General features: G+C 76.3%; 11 protein-coding genes and 1 pseudogene. 9 read left to right on the top strand and 3 right to left on the bottom strand.

The genetic code is table 11. The features are described from left to right. The first annotated feature begins 44 nt into the window (after positions 1 to 44). Positions 45 to 545 (top strand): hypothetical protein, encoded by a 501-nt coding sequence (locus ACFQLX_RS06060; RefSeq protein ID WP_386412818.1) that lies wholly within the window; start codon positions 45 to 47, stop codon positions 543 to 545. Here ACFQLX_RS06060 and ACFQLX_RS06065 read toward each other — a convergent pair. Continuing rightward, a complete protein-coding gene (locus ACFQLX_RS06065; RefSeq protein WP_386412821.1) occupies positions 508 to 1869 on the bottom strand; it encodes an N-acetylmuramoyl-L-alanine amidase in 1362 nt (453 codons plus the stop codon). The two genes, ACFQLX_RS06060 and ACFQLX_RS06065, sit on opposite strands and share 38 nt — an antisense overlap. 293 nt (positions 1870 to 2162) lie before the next feature. Further along, positions 2163 to 3317 carry an aminoglycoside phosphotransferase family protein gene (locus tag ACFQLX_RS06070; RefSeq protein WP_386412824.1) on the bottom strand — a complete coding sequence of 385 codons (1155 nt, stop codon included), beginning with the start codon at positions 3315 to 3317 and terminating at the stop codon, positions 2163 to 2165. A 333-nt stretch (positions 3318 to 3650) separates the two neighbouring features. Here ACFQLX_RS06070 and ACFQLX_RS06075 point away from each other — a divergent pair, with 333 nt between their 5' ends. Continuing rightward, on the top strand, positions 3651 to 5156 hold the full coding sequence (locus ACFQLX_RS06075; protein ID WP_386412827.1) for a DNA-binding protein NsdB: 1506 nt from the start codon (positions 3651 to 3653) through the stop codon (positions 5154 to 5156). A 111-nt stretch (positions 5157 to 5267) separates the two neighbouring features. On the opposite strand, the gene ACFQLX_RS06080 is transcribed toward ACFQLX_RS06075, so the two are convergent. After that, entirely contained in the window at positions 5268 to 6641 is a 1374-nt protein-coding gene (locus ACFQLX_RS06080) for a PP2C family protein-serine/threonine phosphatase (RefSeq protein ID WP_386412830.1), read from the bottom strand. Positions 6642 to 6960: 319 nt separating this feature from the next. On the opposite strand from ACFQLX_RS06080, the gene ACFQLX_RS06085 reads away from it, so the two are divergent. The 7 genes and pseudogenes from ACFQLX_RS06085 to ACFQLX_RS06115 form a co-directional block, all read left to right on the top strand. Further along, the gene (locus ACFQLX_RS06085) at positions 6961 to 8379 is read left to right on the top strand and encodes a HEAT repeat domain-containing protein (RefSeq protein WP_386412833.1); all 1419 of its coding nucleotides are present in this window, start codon (positions 6961 to 6963) and stop codon (positions 8377 to 8379) included. 135 nt (positions 8380 to 8514) lie between these two features. Then, complete coding sequence (locus ACFQLX_RS06090; protein ID WP_386412836.1) at positions 8515 to 9636, top strand: glycosyltransferase family 4 protein; 1122 nt, start codon at positions 8515 to 8517, stop codon at positions 9634 to 9636. Then, a complete protein-coding gene (locus ACFQLX_RS06095) occupies positions 9633 to 10811 on the top strand; it encodes a glycosyltransferase (RefSeq protein WP_386412839.1) in 1179 nt (392 codons plus the stop codon). Before ACFQLX_RS06090 ends, ACFQLX_RS06095 begins: the two co-directional genes overlap by 4 nt. After that, positions 10811 to 14497, top strand: coding sequence for a hydantoinase B/oxoprolinase family protein (locus ACFQLX_RS06100; RefSeq protein WP_386412842.1), 3687 nt, complete (start codon positions 10811 to 10813; stop codon positions 14495 to 14497). Before ACFQLX_RS06095 ends, ACFQLX_RS06100 begins: the two co-directional genes overlap by 1 nt. Positions 14498 to 14601: 104 nt before the next feature. Further along, positions 14602 to 16098 carry a hypothetical protein gene (locus ACFQLX_RS06105; protein ID WP_386412845.1) on the top strand — a complete coding sequence of 499 codons (1497 nt, stop codon included), beginning with the start codon at positions 14602 to 14604 and terminating at the stop codon, positions 16096 to 16098. A gap of 79 nt (positions 16099 to 16177) precedes the next feature. After that, complete coding sequence (locus ACFQLX_RS06110; protein ID WP_386412847.1) at positions 16178 to 17053, top strand: hypothetical protein; 876 nt, start codon at positions 16178 to 16180, stop codon at positions 17051 to 17053. 39 nt (positions 17054 to 17092) lie between these two features. Continuing rightward, a pseudogene (locus tag ACFQLX_RS06115) lies at positions 17093 to 19901 on the top strand (hypothetical protein); the annotation flags it as partial.

The raw sequence follows: 19901 nt of genomic DNA on the forward strand, positions 1-19901 counted from the left end.
CCACCCCGGCGCCCGCACGTACGACCGCGCCGTACGATTGGGGTATGTCCTTCCTCCGCCGCCGCAGCACCCCCGCGCCCGCCGGGCCGGACTTCGACGTCCTCGCCATGGATCCCGGTGACTGGCCCGGGGATCTGGGCGCCGGGCTGCTGCCCGCGCCCGACGGCACCTGCCAGGGTGTCTTCCTGCGCTACGACCTCTTCGGCGGGCGCGGCCCCGCGATGGTCATCGGCAACCTCCCGGCCGGCTCCCCGGCGCGTGAACCCGCCGAGGACCAGGTCCCCTTCGAGGTGGCGCAGCTCCTCGCCGCCCTGGGCAACGAGGAGCCGGTGACGGTCGTGGGCAGCGAGGACACCCCCGTGATGCACCAGGACAACCTGCTCATCGTCAAGCAGGTCAGGTGCTCCGAGAGCCGGATCTCCTGCGTGCAGTTCGACCGCAGCGACGGCGTGCTGGTCACCATCGCCACCTGGGACCGGCCCATCACCGGCGACCTCTACCAGCTCCTCAAGCCCCTCCCCGCGGAGCTTTTCCAGCAGGGCTGACCCGTACGTCGGCCGCGTTGACGTACGCCAGCCGGTGGCCGAACTGGATCAGGTGGTAGGCCGTGCGCCCGCGCACCACCGTGCGCTGCAGCGGGCCGGCGAACTCGGTGGCGTGGAAGTGCTCGGCGCGCAGCGTGTCGCCCAGGACATAGCGCTGGCCCGGCTCCAGGACGTACGGCAGCGGTGTCGGCTCGACCGGCTTGACGCCCCTGGGGTACGCCCGCGCCTCCGGCAGCACCCGCCCGTAGACGCGCACCGGCCCCGCGCCGGGCCGGGGGGTGACGGTGCGGCCCGCGGCGGGGACCGCCACCGGGCGCGCGGCCGGGCTGTGGAACCACGCCTTGGCGCCGAGGTACCAGATCGCCGTCCACGCGCCCTCGCGGCCCGCCACCGCGAACTGCTGCCCCGTCGAGGCCCGCGCGCCCGTGTCGTTGACGCCCGTCGAGGAGCGGCCGTCGCCGCCGTGCAGTCCCGTGTCGGACACCAGCGGCGCGGAGTGCGAGGGCGCCGTGTGCAGCCGCACCGCGCCGGAGCCGTGCGGGGGGCACACCCGGCGCGCGGCGGTGCAGGAGGTGTAGCGCGGCCGGTGGCGGTCGTAGTCCGGGAGGATCGTCACGATGCCGGAGTCCGCGGGGCCGGTGGCGGTGAAGGGCGCGCCCAGCAGCTCGAAGTAGTGCGCCCAGTCCCAGTACGGGCCCGGGTCGGTGTGCATGCCCCGGATGCCGGCCGGGGTGGAGGCGGGCACGTTGTCGTGGCCGATGATGTGCCGGCGGTCCAGCGGAATGCCGTAGCGGTCGGCCAGCCAGCGCACCAGCCGCGCCGAGGAGCGGTACATCTCCTCCGTGAACCAGGCGTCGGGCTCGGCCAGTCGGGCCTCGTGCTCGATGCCGACGGACTGGGAGTTCACATGCCAGTTCCCGGCGTGCCAGGCCACCGCCGACAGCGGCACGTGCTGCGCCACATGGCCGTCGCGGGAGCGGATCGTGTACTGCCAGGATACCGAGCGCGGGTTCTGCACGGCCTGCACCGAGCCGCCGTAGGGGGCCTCGGTGTCGTGGATGACGAGATAGCGGACGGGCTGGTCGGCGGGGCGGTCCGCCGGGTCGTGGTTGCCGTAGTCGGGGGCGCCGTCGTCGCCGGTGAACTCCCGGAAGGGCGCGGGCAGCCACTCGCAGTCCAGCTCGGGCGGGCACTGCGCCGTGCTGGCCGCGGGGGAGCCCGCCGGCGGATTCGCCAGGGGGTCGGCCAGGGCCCGGGGCGCCTGGGAGAGGAGGGCGGGCAGGGCGAGCGCCGCTGCCGCCAGGGTGGGTACGAACCTGCGCAAGCCAGTGCCTCCGGTACCGGACGCCGCGCCACCGTGGGTACGCGCGGGATCACTGATCGTGATCGAAGTCCAGGGCTACCCCCCGGCGCGGGCCGCGTCAAACATCAACGGGGTGCACGGCGAGGCGGAGGGCACGGCGAGGCGGAGGGCACGGCGAGGCGGGGTGTACGGCGAGGCGGAGGGCGCGGCGCCCCGCGCGGGGATCGGCGCACGCACGCGCCGAGGGGCGGCACCCTGATCGGGTGCCGCCCCTCGGCGCGTCGGCCCGGCGGCCGGCGGCCGACCAGGCCGGCTCAGCGGGTGCCGACGGCCGCCCGCACCGCGCGGCGCGCCATCGAGGCGTCGTCGTGCAGCCTGCGCAGCAGCAGCCGCAGCTCCTCGCCGCTCGCCGGCGCCGCCGCGCGCCGCTCGGCGGCGCCGCCGGGGACGGGCTCGTGCATCGTGCGCTGGACGGCCGACTCGTAGGTGCGGATCTCCCGGGTCAGCACCAGCATCAGGTTGACCAGGAAGGCGTCCCGGGCCGCCGGGCCCGCCGCCTGGGCGAGCTGGCTGATCTGCCGGCGCGCCTCGGCCGCGTCGCCCAGCACCGCCCACATCGTCGCCAGGTCGTAGCCCGGCAGGTACCAGCCCGCCCGCTCCCAGTCGACCAGCACCGGGCCGGCGGGGGAGAGCAGCATGTTCGACAGCAGCGCGTCACCGTGGCAGAACTGCCCCGGCCCGTGCGCCAGTCCGTGCAGCAGGGACTGCATGTCGCTCAGGTCCCGGTCGGTGAGCAGCCCCAGCTCGTGGAGGCGGCGCATCTCGCGCGGGTAGTCCAGCGGGGCGTTGAACACGCCCGCCGGCGGACGCCACAGGTTCACCCGGCAGATCGCGCCCAGCACCGAGCGCACGTCGGCGCGCGGCGGCGGCTCGACGGGGTGGCGCTGCAGTGCCGCCACCCGGCCGGGGCTGCGCTCGATGACCAGCGTGCAGTGCTCCGGGTCGGCCGCGATCAGCCGCGGCACCCGCACGGGCGGCTTGTGGCGTACGAAGGTGCGGTAGGTGGCTATCTCGTGCTGGAAGCGCTCGATCCAGGCCGGGGAGCGGTCGATGAGGCACTTCGCCACCACCGTGGTGCGCCCGGTCGTCCCGATCAGTAACACCGACCGGCTGCTGCGGCGCAGTACCTGCACGGGGGTGAAGTCGGGGCAGATGCGGTGCACCGAGGCGACGGCCGTGCGCAGCACCGCGCCCTGGGGCCCGGACAGGTCGAGTCTCCCCCCCAGCGCCCCGTCCCCGGCCCGGCCGCTCCCGGGGGAGCGCCGGGGGCGGCCGACGCCCGGCCGCAGGGCCGTGTCGCCGTAGGCGCCGCGCTCGGGGGGCAGGCCGGAGGCCCCGGCGAGCGGGGCGGGGCCCGGACCCCGGTGGGGGCGGGCGGGGGCTGGCGCGGAGGCAGATGTTGCGTACATGGGCGTAACGGGTCCCTTCGCGTGCCGACGACTGCGGTGCGCGATCCCGGCCGGCAGAACCGCCGGCGGCCCGTCGGACCGGACAGGCCCCGACCGGATGCCGTACCGCCGGGGCCGGGGTGCCGGACCGCGGCGGCTGACAGGAAGGCCCGCATCCTGGGGAATGCGGTTGGCATGTGCCACCGGCCTGCCGACCGGATCGCGCATCCCTACACCACACCCATACGCGGGTGGCACACCATCTGGCGGACCCTGGCGAACCATGGCGAATAGTCGCTCGGCAGGTGAGGGCGGGTCTACTGTCGAATCAGCCGAGCATCCTGGGGGCTTGACGTGAGCAGGGGACCCAACACCAGACTGGCCGACCTCTTCGAGCTGGCCGGCTGGTCCAAGGGCGAGTTGGCGAGGCTTGTGAACCGGCAGGCGGGCGTGATGGGTTACCCGCAGCTGGCGACCGACACCTCACGGGTGCGGCGCTGGATGGAGACCGGTGAGATTCCGCGCGATCCCGTACCGAAGGTGCTGGAAGCCCTGTTCACCGAGCGTCTCGGCCGTGTCGTGACCATCGAGGATCTCGGTCTCGCCCGTGGTGGGCGCGCGGGGAGACGGCGGGCAGGATCGGGCGCCGGACTCCCCTGGGCGCCGGAGCGTACGGCGGAGGTCCTCACCGAATTCACGGGAATGGACCTCATGCTCAATCGACGCGGCCTGGTAGGCGCGGGCGCCGCGCTCGCCGCCGGCTCCACACTCAGCAGCGCCATGCACGACTGGCTCCACACCGACCCCGCCTCCCGCCCCCGACCCCACGTCGCCTCCGACCCCCTGCGCCGCCCCGGGACGGCCGACCCCGCCTTCGAGTACGCCTCCCACACCTCCTCCTACGAGGCGACGCCCGTCGGCAGCGCCGAGGTCGAGGCGCTGGAGCGCTCGGTGGAGGTCTTCCGCGCCTGGGACGCGGCGCGCGGCGGCGGCCTGCAGCGCAAGGCCGTCGTCGGCCAGCTCAACGAGGTGGGCGGCATGCTCGCCTACCGCCACCCCCCGCAGCTGCAGCGCAGGCTGTGGGGGGTGGCGGCGAACCTCGCGGTGCTGGCGGGCTGGATGTCGCACGACGTGGGCCTGGAGCCCACCGCGCAGAAGTACTTCGTCATCGCCACCCACGCCGCGCGCGAGGGCGGCGACCGGCCGCGCGCCGGCGAGGCCCTCTCCCGGGCCGCGCGCCAGATGGTGCACCTGGGCCGCCCCGACGACGCGCTGGACCTGATGAAGCTCGCCAAGTCCGGCTCCGGGCAGCGCACCCTGCCCCGCACCCGCGCCATGCTGTGCACGATCGAGGCGTGGGCGCAGGCGGCCAAGGGCGACGGGCGCGGGATGCGGCGCACGCTCGGGGAGGCGGAGGACCTCTTCGCCGCCGACAAGGGCGATGTGCCGCCGCCCAGTTGGATGCAGATGTTCGACGAGGCGGACCTGCACGGCATGGAGGCGCTGGCCTACCGCACGTTCGCCGAGCACGATCCGGCGGCGGCCCACCTCGCGCAGCGGCACGCGCACCGGGCGCTGCGGCTGCGGGCCGAGGGGCGCCAGCGCTCCCAGATCTTCGACTACATCTCGCTGGCCTCGGCCTGCTTCATCGCCGACGACCCCGAGCAGGCCGACCGCTACGCGCGCCTGGCGCTGCTGACCATCGGGGAGACCTCCTCGCACCGCACCTGGGACCGGCTGCGCGAGATGTACCGGCTGACCGGCCAGTACGCCGACTACCCCAAGGTGCAGGACCTGCGGGAGGAGCTGCGCTTCGCACTGCCCCGCCAGGCACGCGGGGGGAGAAGCACGAAGGCGTGAGCGCGGGGGTGGCCCGGCAGCGCTCAGGAAGCCCTTCGCACACAGGAGTTCAGCACCTACGGACGTCCGTACCTGACAGGCGGCGGCAGTAGGCCCGGTACGCCCGGGAGTTCAGCCCGTCACCCGGGCGACCAGCAGGCACACACCGGGTGTGCCCGCCGTGGCCTGCGCCAGGACGCCCAGGCACGCCTCCGCGTCCGCGGCGGCGGTGAGGTCCGGGGCGAGGGAGCGCGGGTCCAGGGCGGAGTTCAGCGCGGCCGTGTGCAGCACCAGCACGTCGCCGGGCAGCAGCTCCTCGCGCGCCGGCCGGTACGTCGACTGCGCGCCGGCGCCCAGCACCTCGCCGGCGGGGCGCTCCAGGGCGCGGCCCGTCCCCTCGCGGAAGAGCAGCGGGGCGGGGTGGCCGCCCTGGGCCCACTCCAGCGAGCGGGTTGCCGGATCGTATCTGCAGCACAGCGCGCTGCCCAGGAGCGGCTGCGCGGAGGCTTCCAGCAGCTGGTTGAGCCAGCCCAGCAGGGGGCCCGGGTCCACGCCCGTCAGCGCCATCCCGCGCAGCGCGCCCAGCAGCATCGCCAGCCCCGAACTGGCGGACAGGCCGCGCCCGGCGAGGTCGCCGACGGACAGCAGCGTGCAGTCGCCGGGCAGGCGCAGGGCGTCGTACCAGTCGCTGCGGGCGGAGGAGCCGCCCGGCGGGCAGAGGTAGTGCGCGGCCAGGTCGAGGCCGGCGGGGCTGTCGTGCTCGTCGTGCGGGAAGCGCAGCGTGCCGCGCCAGGGGGGCAGCACGGTCTCGCGCAGCTCGACCGCGAGGCGCTGCTCGCCCTGGGCGGGCGGGCCGCCGCGCGCCTCGCGGGGCGCGCTCACCGCCCGCTGGCTGCGGCGCAGCTCGCTGACGTCGCGCAGCACCGCCCACATGGAGGCGGTCGCGCCGTCGGCGTCGAGCACCGGCTCGCCCACCAGGTGCACGGTGCGCAGGCTGCCGTCGGGGCGTACGACGCGGAACTCGCCGTCGATCGTGCGGCCGTCGACCAGGCAGTCGGTCACCATGGCGGTCAGCCGGGCCTGGTCGGCGCCGGCGATGGCGCCGGGCAGCTCGTCGAGGGAGAGCGGCCCCTCCTCGGGGGAGCGGCCGAAGATCGCGTACAGCTCGTCGGACCAGTCGATCCGGTCGGTGAGCAGATCCCACTCCGCCGTGCCCACCCGGGTCAGCAGGGAGCCGGCGGGCCGGCCGGCCGTGGCGGGTCTGCGCTCGCGCAACTGGCCGAGCTGCGCGTCCAGTTCGTTGAGCTGGCTGTCGGCGAGGTCGCACAGGGCCCGCTGCCAGCGCGCCCGCGCGTCCGCGTCGCCGAAGCGCGGCGGCCCGGCCTCCCGGCGCACCGCCTCCACTCCGCCGCGCAGCCGCCGCACCTGCTCCAGCACGGCCTCCACGGCATCCCTGCCCTGCGACTGGGCCGCCGCGGGGCGCTCCGGCGAGAGGTGGGACGGCATGGGAACTCCGGCTTGGCGAGAGGGCGGGAGGGTGCGGGAGTGGGGGAAGCTGGGGAGTGGAGCCGTAATGACTGTGGCACAGAGCACGACGACACGTAACCACTTTGGCAATACTCGCATTGATGATGCTTCTGGCATATGCCGGAGAGAGCTGCCGCACGTCGTCCGGCAACCCGTCGTGATCTGCGCGAAGGTCCCGATAAGCTTCCCCGATGCCGCGCCGGGGGCACCCCCACCCAAGCCCCCGCACGGTGTCCGGTACGTCCCTTTCCCAGATAATTCCGTTGCCTCTCCGCCCCCCACCACGGATGCTGACCTCATGTTCGAGCCAGTCATAGCGCCCAGCGGCACCCTGCTCGGCCTCCTGCAGCGGGGGCGCGGCGACGGGACCCTGCACGCCCTCGCGGCCCCCGAGGCGGAGGCCGTCGCCGCCCTTGAGAGCTGCGTGCTGCACGACCCCCGCCCCGACTGGCAGGTGGAGAACCGCTCCTTGTACTACGCCCGGCTCTGGCTGGATCTGGACGCCGGCCTCGACGCGGTGGCGGAGCACCTCTTCCACCCCGACGACCACGGCGACGACCGCCCCGACGAGCAGCGCTGCGGGCTCGCGCTCGCCGTCCTGGGACATCTGGCCGGCTACGGGCGCACCGACGCCCTGGCCCTGCTGCGGCGCTACGCCGAACGCGGCGCCTGCTGGCAGTGGGCGCTGGACGAGCTGGCCGTACGCGACGGCGACGAGGCGCTGCGCCTGCTGGGCCCCGCCGTCCTGGCGCGCTTCCCCCGCACCCCCGAGGGCGAGCAGGCACTCGCCGCCGCCGTCGCCGAGTCCTTCGAACCGCGCCCGTGGAACCTGTGGGCGAAGGACGAGCGCCTCGGCGCCCGGGTGCGCGCCGCCCAGGAGCGGCGCAGCTTCGAGCTGTGGCAGCGCCAGCTGCGCCCGCGCGGCCCGCGCCCCGACTGGAGCGTGACGGCGGTGCTGGACTGGGCGCGCCAGGGGTACGAGGAGAAGCCCGACCAGCCGCGCCACGCCGCAGCCGCCCGCTGCCTCGCCGCCGTCGCCCTGGCCACCGACCACCCCGTGCTCGTCGCCGCCGCCCGCGGCGGTGAGGACGGCGCCCGCGCCGCCGCGCTGGCCCACCTGGCCGCCGTCGCCGACACCGAGGCCCTGGACCTGATCGAGCTGGCGGCCCAGACGGGCTCGGCCTATGTGGCGGAGACGGCCCTGTGCGTGTTCGGCTGCATGCGCTCCGCCGCCGCCCTGCGCCGCGCCCGCGGCTGGGTGCGCCGGCCGGACGCCCTGGGCACCGCCGCCGCGGTCATGCTGGCCCGGCGCGGCGCCCCGCAGGACAGCGAGGCGGTGCGCGGCGCGCTGCTGCGGACCGTACGCCTGGAAGGACCCGACGCGAAGGCGCTGTGGGCGCTGACGGAGGGCGCCGGGCGGCTCGGCATCCGCGAGGCGGCGCCGGTGCTGCGGCACGTCTACCGCGAGACCGCCTCCTCGCAGCTGCGGGGGATCACCGCCGCCGCGCTGGCGGCCACCGACGCGGCCTTCGCCGCCTCCTTCGCCGTCGAGTGCCTGTGGGACTGCGAGGAGTCGACGCGCGAACTGGCCGCCCGCACCGCCGAGACGGCCGACGCCCGGGTCGCGGAGCGGCTGCGCCGACTGGCCGCCGACCCGGCCGAGGAGGCGGGCGTGCAGACCGCGGTGCGCACCCGGATGAGTCCGGACGGTTCGTGAGATAGGGACCGGTAGAGGCGCCGAGGGCTGGTCGGGAAGCCGCCGGGGCGCCCCGCGCCAACTGCTCACGCGGCGTTCTCCGCCCCGACAGCTGCCGGTGGCCCGCACCACCGCGGGCCCGGCGACAACTCGGGTATGCGTATCGCGCTCGTCACCGAATCCTTCCCGCCCGACGTCAACGGCGTCGCCCACTGCGCCTGGCAGACCGCCCGCCACCTGGTGCGCCGCGGCCACGACGTCCTGGTGGTCGCCCCCGACACCCTGCGGGGCACCCCGGCGCCGCCGCCCCCGTGCCGCGTCGTGCGGCTGCCCGCCGTGTCCCTGCCCGGCTACCGGCAGGTCCGCCTCGCCCTGCCCACCCGCCGCCTGGCGGCGGAGCTGAGCGCGCACGGCACCGAACTGGTCCACCTGGCCAGCCCCTTCGTCCTGGGCGCGCGCGGCGCGGCGGCCGCCGCCCGCCTGGGCGTCCCGGCCGTCGCCGTCTACCAGACCGACCTGGGCTCCTACGCCCGCACCTACCTGGGCGCCGGCGAGTCCCTGGCCTGGCGGCGCATCCGCGCCGTGCACGGCGCCGCCGCGCTGACCCTGGCGCCGTCCACCGCGGCGATGGCGCAGCTGCACGCCCACGGCGTGCCCCGGCTGCGGCTGTGGCCGCGCGGCGTGGACACCCACCGCTTCCACCCCGGCCGGCGCGACGAGGCGCTGCGCGCGAGCCTGGCGGGCGGGGCCCGTACCCTCGTCGGCTACGTGGGACGGCTGGCGCCGGAGAAGCACGTCGAGCTGCTGGCGGCCACCGCCGCGCTGGAGGACGTGCGCCTGGTGGTCGTCGGCGACGGACCCAGCGCGGCGGCGCTGCGGGCGGCCGTCCCCGGCGCGCGCTTCCTGGGCATGCGTACGGGCGACGAACTCGCCCGCATCCACGCCTCCTTGGACGTCTTCGTGCACACCGGCCCCTTCGAGACGTTCTGCCAGACCGTGCAGGAGGCCATGGCCTCCGGGACGGCGGTGGTCGCGCCCGCCGCGGGCGGACCGCTGGACCTGGTCCGGGAGGGCCGTACCGGACTGCTGACCGCGCCGCTCGACGAGCGGGCCGCCGCCACCGCCGTACGGCGCCTCGCGGACGACCCGGCGCTGCGGGCGCGGCTGGGCGGCGCGGGACGGGCGGCGGTCGCCGAACGCACCTGGGAGGCCGTGGGCGACCGACTCCTCGGCCACTACGCCGAGATCCTCGCCGCCCGTACGGCGCTCGCGGCATGAGCGGCGGCCTGCGCATCGTGCGCCTCGCCAACTTCGTCACCCCCGCCTCCGGCGGACTGCGCACCGCCCTGCGCGAACTGGGCGCCGGCTACCGGGCCGCCGGCCACGAGCCGGTGCTCGTGGTGCCCGGCGCGAGGGCGGGCGACGAGGAGACCGGGCAGGGGCGCGTGATCACCCTCCCCGGCCCCGTCCTGCCCGCCACCGGCGGCTACCGCGTCCTGCTGGAGCGGCGCGCGCTGACCCGGCTGCTGGCGGAGCTGGCCCCCGACCGCCTGGAGGTCTCCGACCGCACCACCCTGCGCTGGACCGGCGGCTGGGCGCGGCGCGCCCGGGTGCCGGCGGTGATGGTCTCCCACGAGAGCGTCGACGGGGTGCTGCGCACCTGGGGCGTGCCGCAGGAGACGGCCCTGCGCGCCGCCGACAGCCTCAACCGCCGCTCCGCCCACGCCTTTCGGCGCATCGTGTGCACCACCGAGTGGGCGGCGCGCGAGTTCGAGCGCATCGGCGCGCGCAACGTCGTACGGGCCCCCCTCGGCGTCGATCTGACCCGCCACCATCCCGCCCACCGCAGTACGGCGCTGCGGGCCCGGCTGCTCGGCGGGGACGGCGCCGACCCCGGCGCCGTACTCCTCCTGCTGTGCTCGCGCCTCTCGCCGGAGAAGCGCCCCGGCCGGGCCCTGGACGCCCTCGCCGAGCTGCGCGGGCGCGGGGTGGCGGCCCGGCTGGCGGTGGCGGGCGAGGGACCGCTGCGTCGGCGCCTGGCCGCGCGGGCGGACGCCGAGCGGCTGCCGGTGGCCTTCCTGGGGCACCTGCCCGCCGTGGAGGTGGCGGCGCTGCAGGCCAGCGCCGACCTGGCGCTGGCGCCCGGCCCGGTGGAGACCTTCGGCCTGGCCGCCCTGGAGGCGCTGGCCTGCGGCACCCCGGTGGTGGCCAGCGCGCTCTCCGCGCTGCCCGCGATCGTCGGCCCGGCGGGGGAGACGGCCGCCGACAGCGGGGCGGCCTTCGCCCGGGCGGCCCTGCGGCTGCTGGCCCGCGACGAGGGGGAGCGGCGTGCGGCGGCCCGCCGCCGGGCCGAGGAGTACGGGTGGCCGGCGGCGACGGCGGCGTTCCTGGCGGCCCACGCGATGCCGGAGGATGTCCGGACCGGGAGCGGATCCGCTGCCAGAATGGGCTGATGGGTACGGAAGCGGCGCAGGCGGACCAGAAGGCGCGGACGGCGCAGGCGGCACAGACGGGCCAGGTGGGCCAGGCGGAACGGACCGGTGGACGCTGGGAGTTCTGGATCGACCGCGGCGGCACCTTCACCGACATCGTCGCCAAGACCCCCGACGGCCGCCTCCTCGCCCGCAAGCTCCTCTCGCACGACCCCGACCGCTACCGGGACGCCGCCGTCGCCGGCATCCGGCGCACCCTGGGGCTCGGCGAGGACGAGCCGGTCCCCGCCGAGCGGGTGGCGGTGGTGAAGATGGGCACCACGGTGGCCACCAACGCGCTGCTGGAGCGCAAGGGCGAGCCGACGGTGCTGGTCATCACGGAGGGCTTTCGCGACGCGCTGCGTATCGCCTACCAGAACCGCCCCCGCCTCTTCGACCGCCGCATCCTGCTGCCCGAGGCGCTCTACGAGCGCGTGGTCGAGGTGCCCGAGCGCGTCGGCGCCCACGGCGAGACCGTCCGCGAACTCGACCTGGCCGCCGCCGTGTCGGGACTGCGCGCCGCCTACGACGCCGGCTACCGCAGCGCCGCCGTCGTCCTGATGCACGGCTACCGCTACGACGCCCACGAGCGCGAGGTGGCGCGAGCCGCCCGCGAGCTCGGCTTCACGCAGGTCAGCGTCTCGCACGAGGTGAGCCCGCTGATGAAGCTGGTCCCGCGCGGCGACACCACCGTCGTGGACGCCTACCTCTCGCCCATCCTGCGCCGCTACGTCGAGCAGGTCGCCGCCGAACTGCCCGGTATCCGGCTGATGTTCATGCAGTCCAACGGCGGACTGCGCCAGGCGGAGCACTTCCGGGGCAAGGACGCGGTGCTCTCCGGACCGGCCGGCGGGGTGGTGGGGATGGTGCGGGCGGCGGGCGCCCTGGGCTACGAGAAGGTGGTCGGCTTCGACATGGGCGGCACCTCCACGGACGTCTCGCACTACGCGGGGGAGTACGAGCGCGAGTTCGGCACCGAGGTGGCGGGTGTGCGGATGCGCGCGCCGATGATGAGCATCCACACCGTCGCGGCCGGCGGCGGCTCGGTCCTGCACTTCGACGGCCGCCGCTACCGGGTGGGCCCCGACTCCGCGGGCGCCGCTCCCGGCCCGCTCGCCTACCGCCGGGGCGGCCCGCTCACCGTCACCGACGCCAACGTGATGCTGGGACGGGTCCAAGGCGCGCACTTCCCCGCCGTGTTCGGCCCCGGCGGCGATCAGCCGCTGGACACGGCGGCCGTACGGCAGGCGTTCACCGAGCTGGCCGAGGAGGCCGCGAAGGCGACGGGGGACACCCGCAGGCCCGAGGAGGTCGCCGCCGGTTTCGTGGACATCGCGGTGCTCAACATGGCCAACGCGGTGAAGAAGATCTCCGTCCAGCGCGGCCACGACCCCGCCCGCCACGCCCTGGTGAGCTTCGGCGGCGCGGGCGGCCAGCACGCCTGCGCCGTCGCCGACCAGTTGGGCATCGCCACCGTGCTCGTACCACCCCTGGCAGGCGTGCTCTCCGCGTACGGGATCGGCGTCGCGGCGGCGACGGCCATGCGCGAGCAGTCCGTCGAGGAACCGCTCACCGAGGACGCACTGCCCCGTGTCCACGAGGTGTGCGAGCAGTTGGCGCAGGCCACCCGCGCCGACCTGCGCGCCGACGGCATCGCGGACGAGTCGGTCACCACCACCGCCCGGGTGCGGCTGCGGTACGCCGGTACGGACTCCGCGATCCCGGTGGCGGCCGCGGCGGCGCCCGCCATGGCCGCCGAGTTCGCGGCCGTGCACCGCGCCCGCTACGGCTTCACCATGGACAAGCCCCTCGTCGCCGAGGCGGTGTCCGTCGAAGCGTCCTCCACCCCGCCGCCGACCTCCCTGGACGCCCTCGAACAGCCGCCGCGCGAGGGTGGGTTGCGGGCGGCCGACCGGGTGGAGCTGTTCGTCGACGGCGCACTGCGGGAGGTCGACCTCTACCGGCGCGAAGACCTGCGCCCCGCCGACACCGTCACCGGCCCCGCGCTGATCGCCGAGCCCGACGCCACCACCGTGGTGGACCCCGGCTGGCAGGCCGCCGCCGACGAGCGCGGGCACCTCGTCCTCACCCGGGTACGCCCCCGGCCCACCGTCTTCGCCGTCGGCACCGAGGCGGACCCGGTGATGCTGGAGGTGTTCAACAGCCTCTTCATGTCCATCGCCGAGCAGATGGGCCTGCGCCTGGAGAACACCGCGCACTCCGTCAACATCAAGGAGCGCCTCGACTTCTCCTGCGCCCTGTTCGACGCCGAGGGCAACCTCATCGCCAACGCCCCGCACATCCCCGTCCACCTGGGCTCGATGGGCGAGTCCATCAAGGAGGTGCTGCGCCGGCGCGCCGGCGACCTGCGCCCCGGGGACGCGTACGCCGTCAACGACCCCTACCACGGCGGCACCCACCTGCCGGACGTCACCGTCGTCACCCCCGTCTTCGACGCCGCCGGAGAGGAACTGCTCTTCCTGGTCGCCTCCCGCGGCCACCACGCGGAGATCGGCGGCATCACCCCCGGCTCCATGCCGGCCTTCAGCCGCACGGTGGACGAGGAGGGCGTCCTCTTCGACACCTGGCCGCTGATGCGCGCCGGGCGGCTGCGCGAGGAGGAGACCCGCGGGCTGCTGCGCTCGGGCCCGTACCCCTCGCGCGCCCCCGACGCCAACCTCGCCGACCTGCGCGCCCAGCTCGCCGCCAACGAGAAGGGCATCCGCGAACTGCACCGCATGGTCGAGCAGTTCGGCCTGGAGACGGTACGGGCCTACATGCGCCACGTACAGGACAACGCGGAGGAGTCCGTACGGCGGATCATCGCCCGGCTGCACGGCGGCTCGTACCGCTACGAGACCGACAGCGGGGCCGTGATCGCCGTACGGGTGGACGTCGACCGCGCCGCCCGCAGCGCGGTCATCGACTTCGCCGGCACCTCCCCGCAGCGCGCGGACAACTCCAACGCCCCCTCCTCCGTCGTCACGGCGGCCGTGCTGTACGTCTTCCGCACCCTGGTCGCCGAGGACATCCCGCTCAACAGCGGCTGCCTCAAACCCCTCGACGTGCGCATCCCCGAGGGCTCCATGCTCGCCCCGCGCCACCCCGCCGCCACCGTCGCCGGCAACGTCGAGACCTCGCAGGCGGTCACCGGCGCCCTGTACGCGGCGCTGGGCGTCCAGGCGGAGGGCTCCGGCACGATGAACAACCTCACCTTCGGCAACGAGCACGCCCAGTACTACGAGACCATCGCCAGCGGCTCGGGGGCGGGCGAGGGCTTCGCGGGCGCCGACGCTGTCCAGACGCACATGACGAACTCGCGGCTCACCGACCCGGAGGTGCTGGAATGGCGCTTCCCGGTGCGGGTGGAGGAGTTCTCCGTACGGCGCGGCAGCGGCGGCGCGGGCCGCTGGCCAGGCGGCAGCGGGGTGGTGCGCAGGCTGCGCTTCCTGGAGCCGATGACCGTGACGCTGCTGAGCAACCACCGCCGCGTCGGCCCGTACGGCATGGCGGGCGGTGCGCCGGGCGCGCTGGGCGCCAACCGCGTGGAGCGCGCCGACGGCACCGTCGAGGAGCTGGCGGGCTGCGACACCGCCGAGGCGGGGGCGGGGGACGTGCTGGTGGTGGAGACGCCGGGCGGTGGGGGCTACGGGGAGCCGAAGCCCTGACGCCATCCCGGCCGGTCCTGATCCGCGCCGATCCGGACCGGCAGGCGCCGCCCTGATCCACTCGGTTTGGAGCGTTGTCGGTGGCAGCGCCTAATCTGTCCGTCGTGACCGCACCTGCCACCGCTTCACCCGCCGCGGGCCCGGCCGCCGACGAGGGCCTGGCCCGCCGGCTGCGCGCCCTCGCCTGCACGGCGCCGCTGCACGACCTCGACGTGCGCAAGGCCAACCTGGCCGGCGAGTACGGGGTGTACGCGATGGCGGAGGTGGCCCTGGCCGCGATCGACCTGGTCACCCTCCAGATGGACTTCGACACCGGCGCCGACCACGAGCAGGTCCTCGCCCGGCTGCTGCCCCGCGTCGCCGCCCAGGCCCCCCGCCGCCCGGCCGCCGAGCACGAGCGCGTCGCGCGCTGGGTGCTGGACAACCTGATCAACGTCGGCAGCGTCGACCGGGGCTTCCGCGCCGTCTACGGCACCTTCGCCCCCGACGGCTCCTACGTGCGCCGGGACTACGACTTCAAGCTGGTCGAGGAGGTGCCGGGCCCCGACGGCGCGGTCTACCTGCGGACCACCGACGAGGCGGTCAACGTCCTGGTCGGCGCCCTGGACACCGACGTCACCAGCGCCCAGATCGCCGCCGAGGTCAAGCTGGAGGTGCTCATCTCGCGCGGCCGCCTCGCCGACGCCCAGCTCGCCGCCGAGCAGGCCCGCTACCGCACCGTGCAGTACGCCGAGACGCTGCGCCGCACCCTGGAGGCCACCCGGCGCAACGTCCGCGCGGTGGACTGGCTGCGCACCGTCCCCGACATGATCGCCGAAGCCCTCGACCACGTCGCCGACCGCTACCGGCACGAGAACGCCATCCTCACCCACATCCGCCGCTCCCGCGACGAGGCCGAAGACCCTGAGCACAAGCGGCGCGCCGCCGAGCTGATCGACATCGTCAAGGACTGCATCCGCCGCCACACCCAGCTGCAGTCCCGGCTGCTGGACGCCGGCCCCCTCTTCCGCGCCGAGCAGGACCGCCAGTCCTTCGCCACCCCCGCCGCGCACTCCGGCCTCGACCTGTACGGGCAGCTCCTCGCCCCCGTCCTGCCGCTGCCCCTGGAGCAGGCCGTGCGCGTCACGGACGCCTGGTTCGCCCGGGGCACGGGCCTGCGCCCGCCGCCCGCCGTACGGCTGGGCGACCTGGTGGAGACCCTGCTGACCCCGCCGGCCGAGCGCGAGCACCTGGGCGCCGAGCTGCCCGAGCCGGACCTGATCGCCACCCCCGACGACAGCCGCTTCAGCGAGGAGCAGCTCGCCGGCGCCCTGGAGCTGCTGGAGCTGGCCCCCGACGCCCCGCGCCGCCTGTCCGGCCTGCTCGCCGAGGCCCGCCGCCGCGACCCCGCGCTGCCGTACCTGGTCGCGCTGCTCGCCGTCCACGCCGCCAGCCCACCCGTCGGCACGGCCTACCGGCAGGGCGAGGAGCGGCTGCTCTTCGCCGTCGACGACGGCACCGAGCTGGACGACCCGGAGTTCGGCGGCGCGGACCTCATCGTGGGGACAGCCCTGCTGGACGCGGCCGGGATGGCGGCCGGGCGTACGGAGGGGGCGCCGTGAGGGCGCGTAGGACAGGACGGCGGGCGGCCGTCGTACCGACCGTGAAGCAGGCCGCCGACAAGCAGACAGGACAAGCCCGATGAGCAGCGAGCACAGCACCGCCGCCGAGCCCGCGCAGGCAGCGCTCACGCCCGCCGACGCCGCCGACGCGGCCCGCCTCGTCGCCTTCGGCCTGCAGCCCCGGCTGCTCCCCGCCCGCGACCTGGAGTACGCCGAACTGCTGCGCCGCTACCGCGAGGACCCGCCCTTCGCCCGCCTCGCCGACGCCGTCGCCGGCGGGCTCGGCCTGGTCGTGCTGGAGGTCTCCGGCCGCGCCGGCATGGCCGTCACCGCCGCCGAGGACTCCGTCTTCGCCGTGCGGATGGGCGAGTACGCGCGCCGGGCCACCGCCGACTCCGCCGACCGCTTCCTGCACGGCCTGGCCCACCTCGCCGCCGCCGCGATGGCCTTCCCCCGCCCCGACGACCTGGCCGACGACGGCTACCTCGGCCGGATCACGGTCAACGGCGTGGACGCCTTCGTCCGCCAGGTGTGCCGCAGACTGCAGGAGCGCGCCGAGGCGGCGGGGGAGAACACCGACCCGGCGAGCGGGGCCCCCGGCCTGGAGTCGGCCTGGCGGGTGTACGTACGGCGCAGCGCCACCGGGGCCACCAAGGACGCCCGCCGCCTCGCCGGCTCCACCACCGGCATCATCGCCAAGGCCCTCGCCTTCCTCACCGACTCCGGCTTCCTGCAGCGCACCTCCGACGAGGCCGGCGGCACGTACCGCACCACCGCCCGCTACCAGCTGCAGGTCCGCGACCTGGCCGGCGGCGCCGCCATGACCGAGCTGCTGGAGCTGGGCGTCGTCCCCGTCGGCGACGGCAGCCCCAGCCTGCTCGTCCCCGACGGCGTCGAGGAGCTGGCCGCCGAGGCCGGGCTGCCGTTCTTCCCCGACCAGCGCCACAGCGGCTGACCGCCCGCCGACCCGCCCCCACGACCCCCTGAGAGAGCCATGTACGAGCTGTCCCGGATCCGCCTCCACTCCATCGGACCCGCCGGCGCGCGCTACGCCGACACCGTGCTGGACCTGCGCGGAGTGGGTGACCCGGTGGCGGCCCCGGCGCCGGCCCAGGGCGACTTCTTCGCCGAGGAGCCCAGCGGGCCGCCCCGCCGCCCCGCCCCGGCCGGGGTGCTCTTCCTGGAGAACGGCGGCGGCAAGTCCGTCCTGCTGAAGCTGATCTTCTCCGTGATGCTGCCCGGCCACCGCAACACCCTCGGCGGCGCCAGCTCCGGCGTACTGCGCAAGTTCCTCCTCGCCGACGACTGCGGCCACGTGGCGCTGGAGTGGCAGCACACCGTGACCGGCGAGGCGGTCGTCGTGGGCAAGGTGAGCGAGTGGCGCGGCCGGCAGGTCTCCACCGACCCGCGGAAGTTCTCCGAAGCCTGGTACTCCTTCCGCCCCGGCCCCGGACTGGGCCTGGACTCCCTCCCCGTCGCCGAGGCCCCCCGGTCCGCCTCCGGAGCCCGCGGCCGGCGGCGCACCATGAAGGGCTTCCGCGACGCGCTGACCGAGGCGGGCCGCAGCTACCCGCATCTGGAGGTGGCCTGGGAGGACGTCCACGAGCGGTGGAACGAGCACCTGACGGGCCTGGGCCTGGACCCCGAACTCTTCCGCTACCAGCGGGAGATGAACGCCGACGAGGGCGAGGCCGCCGGCCTCTTCGCGGTGAAGAACGACTCCGACTTCACCGACCTGCTGCTGCGCGCCGTCACCGACACCCGCGACACCGACGGCCTCGCCGACCTCGTCCACGGCTTCGCCCACAAACTCGGCCGCCGCGCCGAGCTGACCGCCGAACGCGACTTCACCGCCGGCTCCCTGGAGCTGCTCGACGCCGTCGCGCAGGCGGCCGGCCACCGGCTGCGGGCCCGCGAGGTGCACGCCGGCGCCGAGCGCCGCACCGCCGCGCTGGCCCACCGCCTCACCGCCCGCGCCGGCCAGGAGCGCGAACGCCTCGCCGCCCTCGCCGCCCAGGTCACCACCGCCGCGCACGCCGTCGGCGACGCCCGCCGCGCCCGCGACCGCGCGGTGGCCGTCGCCGCCGAGCTCGCCCACCGCCACGCCTGCCTGGCGCTGGCCGCCGCCGAGAAGGACGCCGCCGCCCAGCGCCGCGAGCTGACCGAGGCCCGTACCCTGCAGTCCGCCTGGCAGGCCGCCGAGGCGGTGCTGCGCCACCGCGCCGCCGCCGACCGCGCCGCCCGCGTCCACGCCGCCATCCACGAGGCCGAGCGCGACGCCGCCCCGGCCCTGGCCGCGCGCACCCGGGCGGCCGAGGAGCTGGTCCGGGCCCTGGACCACGCCGCCCGCGAGGGCGAGCGGCGCGCCGACGAGGAGGAGGAGCGCTCCACCGCCCTGCAGAGCCGCTCCGAGGCAGCCCACCGCGACGCCACCGCCGCCGCCACGGCCGCCGAGCGGGCCCGCAGCGAGAGCGGCCATCTGCGCCAGCGCCTGGCCGAGGTCGAGCAGGAGACCGCCGAGGCCGTCCGCGCCGGCTGGCTCGACGACCGCAGCCCCCAGGCCGATCCGGCCCGCGCCGCCCTCGCCGCCGCCGACGCCGAGAAGAGCGCCGTCGCCGCCTGGGACACCGCCCGCGAGGCCGCCGCCCGCACCGCCGGGCAGGCCCAGGAGGCCGCCGCCGCCCTGACCCGCGCCGAGCTGGCCGCCGCCCGCGCCGGCGACGCGGCACTGGCCGCCCAGGGCACGTACGAGGCGGAGTCGGCCACCGCGCGCGCCCTGGGCGCCGAACCGCGACTGGCCGCACTGCTCGGCGCCGGCAGCGGCGGTACGGCCGGCGAGCTGGACGCCGAGGACCTCGACCGGGGCGCCGACACCCTGCGCGAGCTGCTCGCGGACGCCGACCACACCGCCGAGCGCCGCCTGTTCGAGCTGCGCACCGCGGCGGCCGACGACGCGCGCATCCTGGGCGCGCTCGGCGACGGCGGACTGCTCCCCGCCGGACCCGACGTCCTCGCCACGGTGGAGTACCTCGGCGAGCACGGCATCCCCGCCCTGCCCGGCTGGCGCTATCTCGCGCAGGCCGTCGACGCCGCCGACCACGCCGCCGTACTGGCCGCCCGCCCCGAGCTGGTGGACGGCGTGGTCATCACCGACCCGCAGACCCACGCCCGCGCCCGCGAGGTGCTGGCCGAGGCGTCCCTGCTGCCGCGCTCGGCGCTCGCCGTCGGCACCGCCGCCGCCCTCATCGCCCCCACCCCCGCCGGCCCCTCCGACACCGACGTCTTCCTCGTCCCGCCCAACCCGGCGATGCACGACGAGCGCGCCGCCGACGAGGAGCGCCGCCGGCTGCGCGAGCGCGCCGCCGAGCGCGACGAGGACATCCGCACCCTCGCCGCCCGCCTCACCGCCGACCGCGCCCTGGCCGCCCGCCTCGCCTCCTGGCGCGCCGGCTGCCCTGCGGGCCGGCTGGCCGAGCTGGCCTCCCTCGCCCACACGGCCCGCACCGCCGCCACCGCCGCCGAGCAGACCCTCGCCCGGGCCCGCACCCGGCGCGACACCACCGCCGAGGCCGCCGCCGAGGCCGCCCGCATCCGCGAGGAGCGCCAGGAGGCCGCCCAGCGCCCCCGCCGCCGCGCCGGCGCCCTCGCCGGCCTCGCCCACCGGCTGCGCGAACGCGCCGCCTGGCAGGCCCGCCTGCGGGAGTTGGCCGACGACGGCGCCGCCCACGAGGCCCGCGCCGCGAGCTGCCTGAGCGCCGCCCGCGCCGCCCGACTCCTGGCGGAACGCCTGCACGATCCGCAGC

The sequence above is a fragment of the Streptomyces polyrhachis genome (assembly GCF_042663125.1).
Taxonomy (GTDB): domain Bacteria; phylum Actinomycetota; class Actinomycetes; order Streptomycetales; family Streptomycetaceae; genus Streptomyces; species Streptomyces polyrhachii.